At 61.0% G+C, this 13,526-nt stretch carries 15 protein-coding genes; 3 read left to right on the top strand and 12 right to left on the bottom strand.

Going from position 1 to position 13,526, the window contains the following annotated elements; genetic code table 11:
* Positions 1-116: 116 nt before the first annotated feature.
* On the bottom strand, positions 117-1,004 hold the full coding sequence (gene rhtA, locus ACSBQV_RS07865) for a threonine/homoserine exporter RhtA (protein ID WP_033650558.1): 888 nt from the start codon (positions 1,002-1,004) through the stop codon (positions 117-119).
* A 400-nt stretch (positions 1,005-1,404) separates the two neighbouring features.
* Here rhtA and ompX point away from each other — a divergent pair, with 400 nt between their 5' ends.
* Positions 1,405-1,923, top strand: a complete 519-nt coding sequence (ompX, locus tag ACSBQV_RS07860) for an outer membrane protein OmpX (protein WP_019454480.1) — start codon at positions 1,405-1,407, stop codon at positions 1,921-1,923.
* A gap of 86 nt (positions 1,924-2,009) precedes the next feature.
* On the opposite strand, the gene ACSBQV_RS07855 is transcribed toward ompX, so the two are convergent.
* Positions 2,010-2,993 (bottom strand): nitrilase family protein, encoded by a 984-nt coding sequence (locus ACSBQV_RS07855; protein ID WP_099784304.1) that lies wholly within the window; start codon positions 2,991-2,993, stop codon positions 2,010-2,012.
* A 91-nt stretch (positions 2,994-3,084) separates the two neighbouring features.
* On the opposite strand from ACSBQV_RS07855, the gene ACSBQV_RS07850 reads away from it, so the two are divergent.
* Entirely contained in the window at positions 3,085-3,957 is an 873-nt protein-coding gene (locus ACSBQV_RS07850) for a LysR family transcriptional regulator (RefSeq protein WP_099784306.1), read from the top strand.
* A 4-nt stretch (positions 3,958-3,961) separates the two neighbouring features.
* Here the strand turns inward: ACSBQV_RS07850 and ACSBQV_RS07845 are convergent, their stop codons facing one another.
* The 6 genes from ACSBQV_RS07845 to ltnD form a co-directional block, all read right to left on the bottom strand.
* Positions 3,962-4,492, bottom strand: a complete 531-nt coding sequence (locus ACSBQV_RS07845; RefSeq protein ID WP_033650561.1) for a GNAT family N-acetyltransferase — start codon at positions 4,490-4,492, stop codon at positions 3,962-3,964.
* A gap of 63 nt (positions 4,493-4,555) precedes the next feature.
* On the bottom strand, positions 4,556-5,926 hold the full coding sequence (locus ACSBQV_RS07840; RefSeq protein ID WP_033642396.1) for a GntP family transporter: 1,371 nt from the start codon (positions 5,924-5,926) through the stop codon (positions 4,556-4,558).
* A 106-nt stretch (positions 5,927-6,032) separates the two neighbouring features.
* Positions 6,033-6,809 carry a 2-oxo-tetronate isomerase gene (otnI, locus tag ACSBQV_RS07835; RefSeq protein WP_099784308.1) on the bottom strand — a complete coding sequence of 259 codons (777 nt, stop codon included), beginning with the start codon at positions 6,807-6,809 and terminating at the stop codon, positions 6,033-6,035.
* 3 nt (positions 6,810-6,812) lie between these two features.
* Complete coding sequence (otnC, locus tag ACSBQV_RS07830) at positions 6,813-7,445, bottom strand: 3-oxo-tetronate 4-phosphate decarboxylase (RefSeq protein ID WP_089191378.1); 633 nt, start codon at positions 7,443-7,445, stop codon at positions 6,813-6,815.
* Positions 7,442-8,701 (bottom strand): 3-oxo-tetronate kinase, encoded by a 1,260-nt coding sequence (gene otnK / locus ACSBQV_RS07825; RefSeq protein WP_099784310.1) that lies wholly within the window; start codon positions 8,699-8,701, stop codon positions 7,442-7,444. Before otnK ends, otnC begins: the two co-directional genes overlap by 4 nt.
* Positions 8,701-9,615, bottom strand: coding sequence for an L-threonate dehydrogenase (gene ltnD / locus ACSBQV_RS07820; protein ID WP_033642399.1), 915 nt, complete (start codon positions 9,613-9,615; stop codon positions 8,701-8,703). Before ltnD ends, otnK begins: the two co-directional genes overlap by 1 nt.
* A 283-nt stretch (positions 9,616-9,898) precedes the next feature.
* On the opposite strand from ltnD, the gene ygbI reads away from it, so the two are divergent.
* A complete protein-coding gene (ygbI, locus tag ACSBQV_RS07815) occupies positions 9,899-10,669 on the top strand; it encodes a DNA-binding transcriptional repressor YgbI (RefSeq protein ID WP_099784314.1) in 771 nt (256 codons plus the stop codon).
* Between the two features lie 155 nt (positions 10,670-10,824).
* Here the strand turns inward: ygbI and ACSBQV_RS07810 are convergent, their stop codons facing one another.
* The 4 genes from ACSBQV_RS07810 to ACSBQV_RS07795 all read right to left on the bottom strand — a co-directional run bounded on the left by ACSBQV_RS07810 (position 10,825) and on the right by ACSBQV_RS07795 (position 13,477).
* Positions 10,825-11,352 (bottom strand): hypothetical protein, encoded by a 528-nt coding sequence (locus ACSBQV_RS07810; protein WP_099784316.1) that lies wholly within the window; start codon positions 11,350-11,352, stop codon positions 10,825-10,827.
* A 122-nt stretch (positions 11,353-11,474) separates the two neighbouring features.
* Positions 11,475-12,242 (bottom strand): molybdopterin-dependent oxidoreductase, encoded by a 768-nt coding sequence (locus ACSBQV_RS07805; protein ID WP_033650565.1) that lies wholly within the window; start codon positions 12,240-12,242, stop codon positions 11,475-11,477.
* On the bottom strand, positions 12,235-12,840 hold the full coding sequence (locus ACSBQV_RS07800; protein ID WP_099784318.1) for a cytochrome b/b6 domain-containing protein: 606 nt from the start codon (positions 12,838-12,840) through the stop codon (positions 12,235-12,237). Before ACSBQV_RS07800 ends, ACSBQV_RS07805 begins: the two co-directional genes overlap by 8 nt.
* Positions 12,841-12,853: 13 nt before the next feature.
* Positions 12,854-13,477 (bottom strand): hypothetical protein, encoded by a 624-nt coding sequence (locus ACSBQV_RS07795; RefSeq protein ID WP_099784320.1) that lies wholly within the window; start codon positions 13,475-13,477, stop codon positions 12,854-12,856.
* Positions 13,478-13,526 lie beyond the last annotated feature (49 nt).

Raw genomic sequence — 13,526 nt, 5'->3', positions numbered from 1 at the left:
AGCGAAAGTCCAAAGAGCCTGCGATACAGGCTAAGGGGAAGTATGCCGACTTGTCACGAGGAAAACAGTTAACCCGCCTGCATTCCGACGTTGCGGTCTGCAGGCGAGTCGGGTCATCAGGAAAGGCTTTCGAGGCGAGGTTTGGGCCGAATGGTGAGGGCGGAACCCATGGAGGCGGCGATGATCGCCGCCAGCGCCAGCCATTGCACGCCGCTCAGGTGTTCGCCGAGGAACAGCATGCCGGATAACGCCGCCATCGCCGGTTCCAGGCTCATCAAGGTGCCGAAGGTGCGCGCCGGAATTTTGGGCAGCGCGATGATCTCCAGCGAATAAGGCAGCGCGGTGGAGAGGATCGCCACCGCCAGGGCTATCGGCAGAATCTCAACGTTGAACAGCACGCTGCCGGTTTGCCAGGCGCCGATCGGGCAGAACACCAACGCGGCGATCAGCGAGCCGAGCGCCACCGTGCCGGGGCCGTGATCGCCGCCGGCCTTCTGGCCGAAGATGATATAGACCGCCCAGCAGGCGCCGGCGCCGAGCGCGCAGGCGGCACCGAACGGGTCGATTCCGCCTACGCCGTGGCCAAGCGGCAGCAGGAACCACAGCCCGGCGATCGCCAACGCCACCCAAAGGAAGTCAATCGGCCGCCGCGACGAGAACATGGCCACCGCCAGCGGGCCGGTAAACTCCAGCGCCACGGCGATGCCGAGTGGCACGGTGCGCAACGACAGGTAGAACAGGTAGTTCATCGCGCCGAGCGACAGGCCGTAAATCAACAGCGGCAAGCGGCTGCCGGCGGCGATGCGCATGCGCCACGGGCGGAAGATGATGAACAGAATCAGGGTGCCGATGAAAAGACGCAGCGTCGTGATGCCTTCCGCGCCCACGATCGGGAACAGGCTTTTGGCCAACGAAGCGCCGCTCTGGATCGACACCATGGCGATGATTAACAGACAAATGGGCAGCAGCGCGGAGGGCGCTCTGCCGGCAGTAGATAACGACATCCTTAACGGGCCTTTTATGCGCCGTTCCTCAGCCTTGAGAAAACGGTCGAAACGGGGATGCGAGCAGTGTAAATGAAATGGCGAAAATCTGTCTGAGAAAAGCGCGCATCGTGGTGAAATCCGCCGATCCTCGGATGAGATGTGGCGGATTTGGTCAAAAAATGCGCTTTTTCTTAAGAATTATCTGGATATTAAATAGGTGATTTTTGTCACAGAAAGTCGTAGAATACGGCCGAAAATAGAGCGAAAAGAAGAAGATACACTGTTCTTGAAATCTTCTGTTACACGATATAAAGCATTAGACACTCATTTCAAGGCAGAGTTTCACGCTAATTTTTGTTATATTTTCAAAGCATGAACAAATGGATGTACTTAATAATAAAACGCGTTTGAGGTGGTTATGAAAAAAATTGCATGTCTTTCCGCAGTAGCAGCTTGCGTATTAGCAGTTAGCGCAGGTACCGCATTCGCTGGTCAGAGCACCGTATCCGCTGGCTATGCGCAGGGTGATTTCCAAGGCGTTGCTAACAAAGCCGACGGTTTCAACCTGAAATACCGTTACGAGTTCGACAACAACCCACTGGGCGTAATCGGTTCCTTTACCCACCTGGAAAAGGACGGTTCTCAGGACGGTTTCTATAACAAAGCTCAGTACAACTCTATCTCTGCCGGTCCAGCATACCGCATCAATGACTGGGCGAGCATCTACGGTCTGGTTGGCCTGGGTTACGGTAAATTCACTACCAACGCTCAGAACGGCACTTCTCGTCACGACACCGCTGACTACGGCTTCACCTACGGCGCCGGTCTGCAGTTCAACCCAATCGAGAACGTTGCCCTGGATGTCGGTTACGAGCAGAACCGCATTCGCAGCGTTGACGTTGGCACCTGGAACGTTGGCGTAGGCTACCGCTTCTAAGTGTGTTCGTGCCTGCGGGCATGAACCTGCGGCCTTGTTTGCCGCACCCATAAAAAATCCGCCTTCGGGCGGATTTTTTTTATCTGTCATTCACCGCCGCGCCCCGTCGGCTGCGTCGAAAAGCGCGCGCTGCGGGCATCGCGCTCGTAACCTTGCGGCTCGGTCAACAACCCGTATAGCTCGGGGCGCCGCCCGTAGATCCAGCGGCGACCGGTGCTGAGCGGGATCAGCGTCAGATCGAGCTCGGCGCTGACCATCCGGTCTTCTGCCGCCCAGGTCTCCGCCACGATCCGGCCGTAAGGATCGAGGATCATCGCGTTGCCGGTGCGTATTTCATCGTCATCTCGGCCCACGCCGTTGCTGAACAGCAAGAACAGCCCGTTGTCGTGAGCGCGCGACGGCAGCCAGCGCATCAGCCAGCCGCGGCCGTGTTCGCCGCGGAAGGCGGCTTCTATCGCCTGCGGATCTTCCGCGCGCCGCTGCCACAGCGCCTGCGGGATCGGCTTCATGCCGTGCGGGCTGCGCGAATGGGTGCCGCCGGTCTGGTGCGGGGCGATAAGCACGTCCGCGCCCAGCAGCGCCGTTGCGCGCACATTCTCCACCAGATTATTGTCCCAGCAGATCAATATGCCCACGCGTACGCCCCAGGGTGTATCGAACACCGTATAGCGGTCGCCGCTGGCGATAGCCGGGTGCTCGAAGGCGTGCAGTTTGCGGTGCACATGCAGTTCGCCGTCCGGCAGACAAACGGCATAGGCGTTGTAACACAGGCCGTCATCGCCCAGCTCGATCAGCCCGACGCCAATCGCCATGTTGTAACGCTCAGCCAGCGGGCGAATGCGCGCCAGCGAAGGGCTGCTCACGATCGGCTCCGCCAGCGCCCGCACTTCGGCGTCGGACAGATGGCGCACGTGCCAATAGCCGGTGACGCACATTTCCGGGAAGGCCAACAGTTGTATCTGTTGTTCGGCCGCTTCCGCGATAAAGCGTTCCATGGTCGACAGGTTGTAATTCTTGTCATTGGCGCGATGCTGGAATTGCACCGTGGCGGCGCGTAATGAGGTGGTCATGGGATCTCTCCGGTTGGGGTCTGCATTGATTACAGCAGGCGAATTGATTACTGTATAATCAATTAAATTCCTTATTTGATAACCTAATGGAATGGATATAAAACAACTGCGCGCCCTGGTGGCGTTGGCGGAGCAGGGCAATTATCGGCAGGCGGCGAGCCTGCTGTGTATCAGCCAACCGGCGCTGAGCAAGCAAATTCAGGCGCTGGAAGCCCAGCTTGACGTTCGGCTGTTCGAGCGTGGCCGACAAGGGGCGGTGCTCACTGCCGGCGGGCGGCGGCTTTACCCGGAGGCGCAGGCGCTGGTGGAGCAGTATCAGCAGTTCCAGCGGCGCGCGCGGCGGGTGGCGCTCGGGGAAGCGGGGCGGCTGGCGCTGGGGTTTGGCCTGTCCAGTTTTCATCTGGCGCCGCAGCTGGTGGCCGCCTTTCGCCAACGGTTTCCCGAGGTGGCGATTGGCCTCGAAGATCTGCCGTCGGAGCGGCAGTATCAGCTGTTGCTGCAGGGAGAGTTGCAGGCGGGGTTCGTGCGCTTGCCGGTCAATACGCCGCTGTGCGGCGTCGCGTTGTTGAGCGATCGGTTGGTGCTGGCTGCGCCGGGTGCGCTGGCGCTGCGCGCCGACGATCTGATGGCGCGTTTCAATCAGCTGCCGCTGTTGCAATTGACCCCTAAACGCGGGCGCGGGCTGAGCGATCAGTCGCTGCGGTTTATCGCCGCTCACCGGTTGACGCCGAACGTGGTGCAGCAGGCCGGTGATATCCAGACGCTGTTGGCGTTGGTCGCCGCCGGCGTCGGCGTCGCGCTGCTGCCGCACAGCATCACGCATATCGCGCCGGCCGGCATCGACATTTTATCGCTGAGCGGCGAGGAGACGGAGTGGCAGGTCGGTATCGCCTGGGATCCGCAGCGCACCGACGCGCTGCGGGATAACTTCATTCAGACGGCGTTGGCGGTGCAACGCGCTTAGGCATTCAAAGCGGGCAGTGCATCACCACGATCGGGTTTTGATGGTACTCGCTGCGGTGGCTTTCGCTGAAGCCGACCTTTTTCGCCAACGCCAGCGAAGCCTGGTTTTCAGGCGAGATGATGCAGACGGTTTTTTCCCCCGGCAGGTGCGTTTTCCCCCAGGCCAGCGCCGCCCGCAGCGCCTCGGTGGCATAGCCTTTGCCGTGCGCCGAACTCACCAGCGTCCAGCCCATCTCCGGCGCATCGAGCGCCGGGGTGATGTCGCGCAGGAAGTTAGAGAAGCCGATGCTGCCGAGGTACTCGCCGCTCTGCTTGTCACGCACCGCCCAATACCCGTATCCCAACAGCGCCCAGTGGCCAACGTAGCGCATCAGGCGCCCCCAGGAGTCTTCCCGGTCGCGCGGGGTGCCGCCGATATAGCGCACCACCAGCGGGTCGGCCCACAGCGCGGCCAGCGAGTCGAAGTCGTCCAGCGTGTGCGCGTCCAGCCGCAGGCGTTCGGTGATAAGCGTTGGCGCGGTGTTGATTACGGTCATGTTGCTGCTCCTGCACAGGATGAAAGGCGATGAAAAACAACGGCGTTCAGTATGCCAGAGAAATCACGCCGCCAGCCACAACAGCCAGGTGAACAGGAAGCCGCTCAGGCCGAGCAGGGTGGTCAACACCGTCCAGGTCTTCAGGCCATCGGCCACCGACAGCCCCAGATAGCGCGTGACGATCCAAAAACCGGAGTCGTTGACGTGCGAAAGCCCGAGCCCGCCGAAACAGGTCGCCAGCGTTACCAGCACCAGCTGCAGCTGATTCAAGCCGCTGACCGCTTCCGACAACAGACCGCCGGTGGTCAGGATCGCCACGGTGGCGGAACCCTGCGAGGCGCGCAGCGCCAGCGAAATGATAAAGGCGGCGGGCACCAGCGGCAGGCCGATGGCCGTCAGCACTTCCGCCAGCGCCTTGCCGACGCCGGACTCCACCAGCACCTTGCCGAACACGCCGCCCGCGCCGGTTACCAGGATCACCACTGCGGCGGTCGGCAGCGCGGCCCCCATCACGTCGCCGGCGTGTTGCAGGCTCCAGCCGCGGCGCAGCGCCAGGAAATAGAAGGCCAGCAGCAGGGCGATCATCAGCGCCACCGCCGGCGACCCTAGCAGCGACAGCGCATCGCGCAGCGCCGAGCCGGCCGGCAGGAGGGTGGCGGAGACGGTGCCGAGCATGATGATGGCGATCGGGATGACGATCAGTGCCGCCACCAGGCCGGCGCCGGGCGGGTTGATGCGATCGCTGAGCGGCGCGTGATCTTCCGGACGCGGCTCCGGCGCCGCCAGCTGCAGCTGTTCCAGCACCTCTATCGATAACGGATAGGTTTTGCGGTTGAGGTAGTTGGCGGCGAAATAGCCGATAACGCCGACCGGAATACAGATCGCGAGGCCGATAATGGTTAGCCAGCCGATGTCGGCGTTGAGCAAGCCGGCGGCGGCGACCGGGCCGGGGTGCGGCGGCAGCGCGACGTGTACCGTCAACATCACGCCGGCCATCGGCAGGCCGAACTTGAGCGGCGACACTTTGGCGACCTTGGCGAAGCCATAGATAATCGGCGCCAGAATGATAAAGCCGACGTCGAAGAACACCGGAATGCCGAGAATAAACGCGGCGAGGGTCAGCGCCGCGACGGTATGTTTCGGCCCCAGACCCTGGCTGAAACGCTGCGCCAGCGACTCGGCGCCGCCCGATTGTTCGATCATGCGGCCGAGCATCGCCCCCAGACCGATGATGATGGTCACCGAGCCGAGCACGCCGCCCATTCCGGCGGTCATCACTTTCATCACTTCGCCGGTCGGAATGCCGCTGGCCAGCGCCACCAGCAAACTGACCACCAACAGCGCGACAAAGGGCTGCACCTTCGCCTTAATCACCATCAATAACAGCAGCACCACGCCGAGTACGGCAATCAGCAACAGCAGAGAGGTAGACATGAAAAAAGCCTTTCGTTGGGTAAGCGTTGGGCACCGCGATCGCCGCGTGGCGATACGGGTGCGTTTCATTGTTATAAAATCGATTTCCTGGTGTCGGCGTGCGGCTTTAGCGGTAAGGCTTCAGCCAGCCGAGCCCGGCGGCGGTGTCGCCGCGCGGGCGGTATTCGCAACCGATCCAGCCCTGATAGCCGAGCGCATCCAGCCTGTCGAACAGCCACGGGTAATTCAGTTCGCCCTCGTCGGGCTCATGACGATCCGGCACCGAGGCTATCTGGATATGCGCGTAGCGCCCGGCCAGCGTCTCCAGCAGCCCGCTGATATTGCCGTCCACCAACTGCGCGTGGAAAAAATCGAGCTGGATGAACACGTTCGGTCTTTCGATCGCCGCCACCGCTTCCGCCGCCTGATGCTGACTGGCGAACAGGTAGTCGGGTTTGACCGGCGGGCTGAGCGCCTCGATCAGCACCTTGACGCCATGCGGCGCAAAAGCGTCGGCGGCATAACGCGCATTGGCGATAAAGGTGTCGAGATAACGCCGCCGATCCGCGCCCGCGGGCACCACGCCGGCCATCAGGTGCACGCAGGGGCAGGAAAGGGCGATGGCGTAGGTCAGCGCGCGATCGATATCGGCGCGCGCATCCCGCTCGCGGCCCGGCAGCGCCGCCAGCCCCCATTCGCCGGCGGCGGCATCGCCGGGCGCGGTGTTGAACAGCACCTGTTGCAGGCCGTGTTCGCGCAGTTTCTCGGCCAACAGATCGGCGGGATGCTCGTAAGGGAACAGGAATTCCACCGCGCTGAAGCCCTGTGCGGCAGCGACGGCAAAGCGATCGAGGAACGGCACCTCGGTAAACATCATCGACAAATTGGCGGCAAATTTAGGCATGGTTCAGCTCCGTAATTCGGCAATTTCATCAGCGGTCAAATAGCGGATCGGACGATCGCCGAGGGTGAAGATCAGCCGCGCCGCATCTTCCATCTCTTCGGTATTGTCCGCCGCCGCTCGCAGGTCTTTACCCGTCACCACCGGCCCGTGGTTAGCCAGCAAAAAGGCGCGGTGGGTCGGCGCCAGGCGGGCCAGATCCTGCGCCAGCCTTTCGTCGCCGGGCCGGTAGTAAGGCACCACCGGCACCTTGCCGACGCGCATCACCACATAGGGGGTGAACGGTTTGATGGCGTTGTCGGCGTCCAGCCCCTGCAGGCAAGAGAGCGCCGTGAGGTAGGTGCAATGCAAGTGCACGACCGCTTTGCATTCGGGGTTGTTCAGATAGAGCGCCCGATGAAAGCTGATCTCTTTCGACGGTTTGTCGCCGGAGAGCCAGTCGCCGTTCAGGCTCACTTTAGACAGGCGATCGGCCTGCAGCTCGCCGAGACAGGAGCCGGTCGGCGTCGCCAGCAGCGCGCCGTCCGGCAGCAACAGCGAGAGGTTGCCGGCGGAGCCGGTGGCGTAGCCGCGTTGGAAAAACGAGGCGCCCAGGCGCACCATCTCTTCACGCGCCTGCTGTTCAATCGTCATGCTCATACCGGGAACTCCGTTTGCGCGCGCGCGAAGAAGGCTTCATCGCCAAAATTACCCGATTTCAGCGCCAGGGAAATCGCCCGATCGCTGGCGCGCACCCAGGGAACGCCGGGGGAAATGCTGGGGCCGATATGGAAGCCGCGAATACCCAGCGCCTGCGTGACCACGCCGGAGGTTTCGCCGCCGGCGACGATAAAGCGGCTGAATCCCAACTGGCGCAGTTGCACCACCAGCTCGGCGAACAAGGCTTCCACCGCCTCGCTGGCGGCGGCGCCATGCCGTTGTTGCGTTTGCTGCAGCGACTCCGGCGATGCAGTGGCGTAGATCAGCGGGGCAAGCGTTTCTCCGGCATGGCGCTGCGCCCAGTGCGCCAACTCGACGGCGTAGGCGGCGCGCGTCTGGGGATCGAAGCAACGGTTGATATCGATGGCCTGCGCCGCCGCGCGTTCGCGATAGTGCGCCACCTGCCGGTTAGTCATGACGGAGCAGGAGCCAGACAGCACCGCCGCCTTTTCCCCCTGCGGCGCGCCGGCCGCCTCTGCCGAACGTTCGCCGTTCTGCGCCCATTGCCGCGCCAAACCGATCGCCAGGCCCGAACCGCCGGTCACCAGCTTCATCGTTTTCAACGCTTCGCCCTGGGTAAGCAGATGCCGTTCGTTGAGCGTGTCCAGCACCGCGTAGCGCACGCCTTCCTGCGCCAATTGCTGCAGCTTCTCGCTGACCGCCTCGGCGCCGCGATCCATTTCCGCCGCCGTCACCAGCCCACAGCGTCCGGCGGCCTGGGATTCCATCAGGCGAAGCAGGTTGCTGTCGGTCATCGGCGTGACCGGGTGATGACGCATGCCGGACTCAGACAGCAGCTGTTCCCCGACGAACAGGTAGCCCTGATAGACCGTGCGGCCGTTTACCGGCAGCGCCGGGGAAACAACCGTGAAATTTTCCCCCAGCGCGGCGAGCAGGGCATCGGTCACCGGGCCGATATTGCCCTGTGCGGTGCTGTCGAAGGTGGAGCAGTATTTGAAGTAGAACTGGCGGCAGCCCTGTTTTTGCAGCCAGGCCAGCGCTTGCAATGCCTGTTCGATCGCCTGCTCTGCCGGGCAGGAGCGCGATTTCAGGCTGATGACGACCGCCTGAGCGTCGACCGGCGTTTCGTCCTGCGGCACGCCGTTCAACTGCACCGTCGGCAGGCCGTTTTGCACCAGAAAACTGGCGATGTCGGTCGCGCCGGTAAAATCATCCGCGATTACTCCAAGCTGCATCAGAGCGTCTCCTTTTTCTGCGGCAGATCGATGCCGGCAAAGATTTTGATCACCGCGCTGTCATCTTCTTTACCGTAGCCGGCGTTGCTGGCGGCGGTAAACATGGTGAAGGCGGTGGAGGCCAGCGGCAGCGGGAAATGCAGCGCCTTGGCGGTATCCGCCACCAGCCCCAGATCCTTGACGAAGATATCCACCGCCGATTTGGGCGTATAGTCGCCGTCGACCACGTGACGCATGCGATTTTCGAACATCCAGGAGTTGCCGGCGGCATGGGTGACGACGTCATACATGACGTCCAGCGGGATGTTGGCGCGGGCGGCCAGCGCCATGGCTTCCGCCCCGGCGGCGATGTGCACCCCGGCCAACAGCTGGTGGATGATTTTTACCGTCGCGCCCAGGCCGATGGTTTCGCCGATGCGGTAAACCTTGCCGGCGATGGCGTCCAGCACGGGTTGCAGGCGCGCGAAGGTGGCGTCGGCGCCAGCGGCCATCACCGTCATCTGGCCTTCTTCCGCCTTGGCCGCCCCGCCGGAAACCGGCGCGTCCAGCATCGCCAGGCCGTAGTCCAGCAGCCGTTGCTCGATCTGTTTGGCGTCATCGGCGGAAATGGTCGAAGACACCATCACCGCCGTGCCCGGCTTGAGCTGCGGCGCCAGGCCTTGCTCGCCGAACAGGATTTGCTTCACCTGCGCGGCGTTTACCACCAGCAGCAACACGGCGTCCAGCTCGGCGGCGAAGTCGCGCGCGCTGGGGGCCGTTTGTTTCGCGCCGGCCTGTTGCAGCGCCGCCAGCGCCTGCGGATTGAGATCGGCGCCGTAGGTGGTCAATCCGGCGCGGAGGCATGAACGCGCGGCGCCCATGCCCATCGCCCCCAGCCCGATGACGCAAACGGCATAATTCCCTGGGTGTGTCATACTGCACTCCTGTTAATTTTAGTGATAATTTGTTTTGTTGTGTTAAATGTAAGCGCTTGTCGGTCGATTATCCGCGATCGTTATCACAATAATTAACAATGCGTGAAACGGACTTTTCGTGCGATTTCTGGCCTAAATCAACATTACAATTATGTTTTTAAATAAGTTTATGTTTGGCTGGCCTAACTGCGCTCGCCGTCACGCTGCGAGAAATAAGGGCTATCGGCGAACGAAAATTGACGTAAAATCACAATTATTATCACCGCAGCAACGAGAGGGAACCGTGATACCTGTAGAACGCCATCAACAAATTCTTGCGCTGGTATCCGAACGCGGCGTCGTCAGTATCGCCGAGCTGACCGAACGGCTGGGGGTGTCGCATATGACGATCCGCCGTGACGTGCAAAAGCTGGAAGAGCAGGGGGCGGTACAGTCGGTCTCGGGCGGCGTGCAGGCGCCGGAACGGGTGGCGAGCGAACCTTCTCACCAGACCAAAGAGGGGATGTTCGGCCGGCAGAAAATCGCCATCGGCCGGCTGGCGGCGCGGCAAATTCCCGCCAATAGCTGTATCTATCTGGATGCCGGCACCACCACGCTGGCGCTGGCGAAACAGATCGGAGAACGTGACGATTTGACGGTGGTGACCAACGACTTTGTCATCGCCGGGTTCCTGATAGAGCATAGCCAGTGCCGAATCATCCACACCGGCGGCACCGTGTGCCGGGAAAACCGTTCCTGCGTCGGTGAGGCGGCGGCGCAGGCGCTGCGCGGTCTGTTTATCGATCTGGCGTTCATCTCCGCCTCTTCGTGGAGCATGCGCGGCCTGTCGACGCCGAACGAAGATAAGGTGATGGTGAAGAAGGCCATCGTCGAGGCCAGCCGCCGCCGCATTTTGCTCAGCGATACGTCCAAATACGGCAAAGTCGCCACCTATCTGGCGCTGCCGATCGCCGCCTTTGACGCCGTCATTACCGATGAGGGGTTGCCCGCCGCCGCGCGGGAGGCCATTGAGCAAGCGGGGATTGCATTGCTGACGGCGGAAGAAGAAGAATAAGAATAAGAACGAACCGGAATCAGGATGAAAGTTCGGTATCGATGCTATGTGCGGGCGGTTCACTGGTTTCAACGCCGCCGCATTCACGCCATTCGCGGCGCCTTTGTTCCCACCACTCTTCGTGGAAGGCTTGCATCTCTTTCAGGCGCTGTTCCTTAACGTGCTGTTGGTAAGTATGGGATGCTATGGGGGCTACGTGGGATTTCGATGACATAGAGGCCGTCCTTTATAAACTCTATTTTGTATAAATAATGCCCTTTGTGCGCGTATTTTTTCAACAAAAAATCATAAATTTTAGCTAATGCTGGCCTTAACGGTGCACTTAAGATGATCCTGGCATGATACTGATAGGCAAACTTGAGAAGAGTTTCCCCGATGCCAACAACGAATAAGCGTTCGCGTTGGAGAAGGGTATAATGCATTGCGGTATAGGTATCGAAAGCTGAGCGCCGATGCCTGCTTACGTCGCTCAACGCCTTAACATCATAAAACTCCAGAGAGAAAGCATTATTGAGGAGAGCAGTGTCCACATACACAGGGGCAAACCAATGGTGCATGTTTTGCCCAATTCTCTTGAAATCCAAATGATAGATGGCCGATTTACCATCACCTTTTCTGACGGCAATCTGATATCTGTATGTGTCTGCTATTCCAGTGTGTGACTCCCTCACATCAATCTCCATGATAAAATCCTTTTTACTATTATTTTTCCTATAGTTATCCCCTTTGTGACGAACAGATTATTAACCGCGGCGGAGACGATCCTCCAGCCGCCGATGAGGGTTGTGCGCAGCACCGCGCAAAACTAAATGCCGCTGAACCAGTTGTAGCCCTGATCCTCCCAATAGCCGCCCGGATTGACGTCGCTGACGAAGATCGCGGCGATATGTTTGGCGTTTTTGAACCCCAGCTTGGTCGGCACGCGCAGCCGCAGCGGGTAGCCGTAGTCCGCCGGCAGCGCCTTGCCGCCGAAATCCAACGCCAGGATGGTCTGCGGATGCAGCGCGGTGGCCATGTCGAGGCTGGCGTAGTAACGGTCGGCGCATTTGAAGCCGACGTAACCGGCATTCAGATCCGCGCCGACGTGCTGCAGAAAGGTGCGCAGCGGCACGCCGCCCCATTGGCCAATGGCGCTCCAGCCCTCAATGCAGATCAGGCGCGTGATCTGGCTTTGCTGTGGCAGCCGCTGCAGCTGTTCCAGCGTCCAGGGCGCTTTTTTCTCCACTTTCCCCGCGACCTCAAGCCGGTAGCCGGCGAGATCGATCTCGGGGACGTTGTATTCCGGGTAAAATGCGTTAAAGGGGAAAGGGTGGGTGATTTGGTCCGGCCGGTAAGTTTGCGCCAACCGCTGGCCGCTGAACAGCCAGGCCTGCACCCGGTCGTTCCAGCGCGACATAGCCCACAGCACCTTATCCACCCGATCGCCGTCTTGCAGATTACACCCGGTCAGCATGGCGATGCCGCCCAGCGTCAGCCCGGAGCGCAACATCAGCCGGCGTTGCAGATTGACCAGCTGCTTTTTTTGGTCCGGTTCCAGCGTCGGCGCGGTTGCTCGCTGTTTTTTCTCATTCATGTTTGCCACCCGTTATCATCGCCCACAGGGTTTTAGGCACGACAGCCACCATAAAGACGTGGATCGCCACAAACAGGCCGATGCCGGCCATGGCGAAGAAATGCACGTAGCGCGCGAAGTCGAAGCCGCCAAACAGCGCGACCAATCCTTGCAGCTGAACCGGTTTCCAAATCGCCAGGCCAGACAGCACCAGTAATAGCCCCAGCGCCAGTACGCCGAGGTACATCAGTTTCTGAATGGCGTTGTAGCGGCCATGCCGGTGGCGCAGGCGCAGCGTCATCGCCAGCCAGATATCCTGCCGCAGCGCGTCGGCGCGAAGCGGCAACAGATCGCGGCGAAAATGGCCGCTGAACAGGCTCCACAGCAGATAGCAGACGGCGTTGAGCGCCAATAGCCACATCACCGCCAAATGCCAACCAATCGCGCCGCCCAGCCAACCGCCGAGCGTCATCTGCGGCGGAAAGCGGAAATCGAACAGCGGCGAGGCGTTGTAGATTTCCCAACCGCTCATGAACATGCACACCATGGCGAACAGGTTGATCCAATGAGCGATTCGAACCGGCCAGCGATGCACCGGCGGCGACGCGTTGGTCTTCATGGCATTCCTCCGGTTACATCGGCGGCACGGTGCCGTCTTTGCCGGCGGAAATACGCGTGGCGACGCGCTGGCCCTTATCGTCGGCGGCGGAGAACAGCACGATGTGCACGCCCGGTTTCAGCAGGCTCAGATCGCCCGGATCCAGCGTTACGATCGGCACGTCTTCCGGCACGACGACGGTTTTCTGCTGGTTGCCATAGGTGACGGTCAGGGTGCGGCCGTTGGATTTCACCAGTTTGCCGACGGTGCCGTTGGTCATGGTATCCACTTTGCCGTCGGCGGATTCCCAGGCCGAATGCCCTTCGCCGGTGCCGCGCAGGCTGGCGGCGAACACGTGCACTTCCAATGCTTTGAGCGTGCCGTCCGGCTGCGGCACGGCGGCGGTGCCGATAAAGCTGTCCGGTTTGATATCGTCCAGCGTGGCTTTGGAAACGCTGAGCACTTTAGTTTGCTCGTTCAGCTTGACGCTGAGTGTCTCGCCCTTGCGGTCGGTCAGCTGCAGATTGCCGTCGGCAACCTGCGTGATGGTGCCGCGCAGCGGTGCAATCACCTTGCCCGGCGGTTGGGCGGCGGCCAATCCGCTGGAAAGCAGTAACGTGGACAACAGTAAACCGGCTATACGATGACGGGTAATCATAACGTTCTCCTGAAATGAGTTTGCCGGTTAAGCATGGTTGACCTACTGG

Origin of the sequence: Serratia sp. B501 (assembly GCF_051172315.1) — a bacterium.
In the GTDB taxonomy this organism is placed as follows: Bacteria; Pseudomonadota; Gammaproteobacteria; order Enterobacterales; family Enterobacteriaceae; genus Serratia; species Serratia ureilytica.
The sequence above is the reverse complement of the archived record's forward strand: the minus strand, read 5'-3'. Positions and strand labels throughout refer to the sequence as shown.

What these genes read in the sequence shown, in the direction of transcription:
- rhtA (WP_033650558.1), bottom strand. Translation starts at nt 1,004, where the DNA reads ATGTCGTTATCTACTGCCGGCAGAGCGCCCTCCGCGCTGCTGCCCATT.
- ompX (WP_019454480.1), top strand. Translation starts at nt 1,405, where the DNA reads ATGAAAAAAATTGCATGTCTTTCCGCAGTAGCAGCTTGCGTATTAGCA.
- ACSBQV_RS07855 (WP_099784304.1), bottom strand. Translation starts at nt 2,993, where the DNA reads ATGACCACCTCATTACGCGCCGCCACGGTGCAATTCCAGCATCGCGCC.
- ACSBQV_RS07850 (WP_099784306.1), top strand. Translation starts at nt 3,085, where the DNA reads ATGGATATAAAACAACTGCGCGCCCTGGTGGCGTTGGCGGAGCAGGGC.
- ACSBQV_RS07845 (WP_033650561.1), bottom strand. Translation starts at nt 4,492, where the DNA reads ATGACCGTAATCAACACCGCGCCAACGCTTATCACCGAACGCCTGCGG.
- ACSBQV_RS07840 (WP_033642396.1), bottom strand. Translation starts at nt 5,926, where the DNA reads ATGTCTACCTCTCTGCTGTTGCTGATTGCCGTACTCGGCGTGGTGCTG.
- otnI (WP_099784308.1), bottom strand. Translation starts at nt 6,809, where the DNA reads ATGCCTAAATTTGCCGCCAATTTGTCGATGATGTTTACCGAGGTGCCG.
- otnC (WP_089191378.1), bottom strand. Translation starts at nt 7,445, where the DNA reads ATGAGCATGACGATTGAACAGCAGGCGCGTGAAGAGATGGTGCGCCTG.
- otnK (WP_099784310.1), bottom strand. Translation starts at nt 8,701, where the DNA reads ATGCAGCTTGGAGTAATCGCGGATGATTTTACCGGCGCGACCGACATC.
- ltnD (WP_033642399.1), bottom strand. Translation starts at nt 9,615, where the DNA reads ATGACACACCCAGGGAATTATGCCGTTTGCGTCATCGGGCTGGGGGCG.
- ACSBQV_RS07810 (WP_099784316.1), bottom strand. Translation starts at nt 11,352, where the DNA reads ATGGAGATTGATGTGAGGGAGTCACACACTGGAATAGCAGACACATAC.
- ACSBQV_RS07805 (WP_033650565.1), bottom strand. Translation starts at nt 12,242, where the DNA reads ATGAATGAGAAAAAACAGCGAGCAACCGCGCCGACGCTGGAACCGGAC.
- ACSBQV_RS07800 (WP_099784318.1), bottom strand. Translation starts at nt 12,840, where the DNA reads ATGAAGACCAACGCGTCGCCGCCGGTGCATCGCTGGCCGGTTCGAATC.
- ACSBQV_RS07795 (WP_099784320.1), bottom strand. Translation starts at nt 13,477, where the DNA reads ATGATTACCCGTCATCGTATAGCCGGTTTACTGTTGTCCACGTTACTG.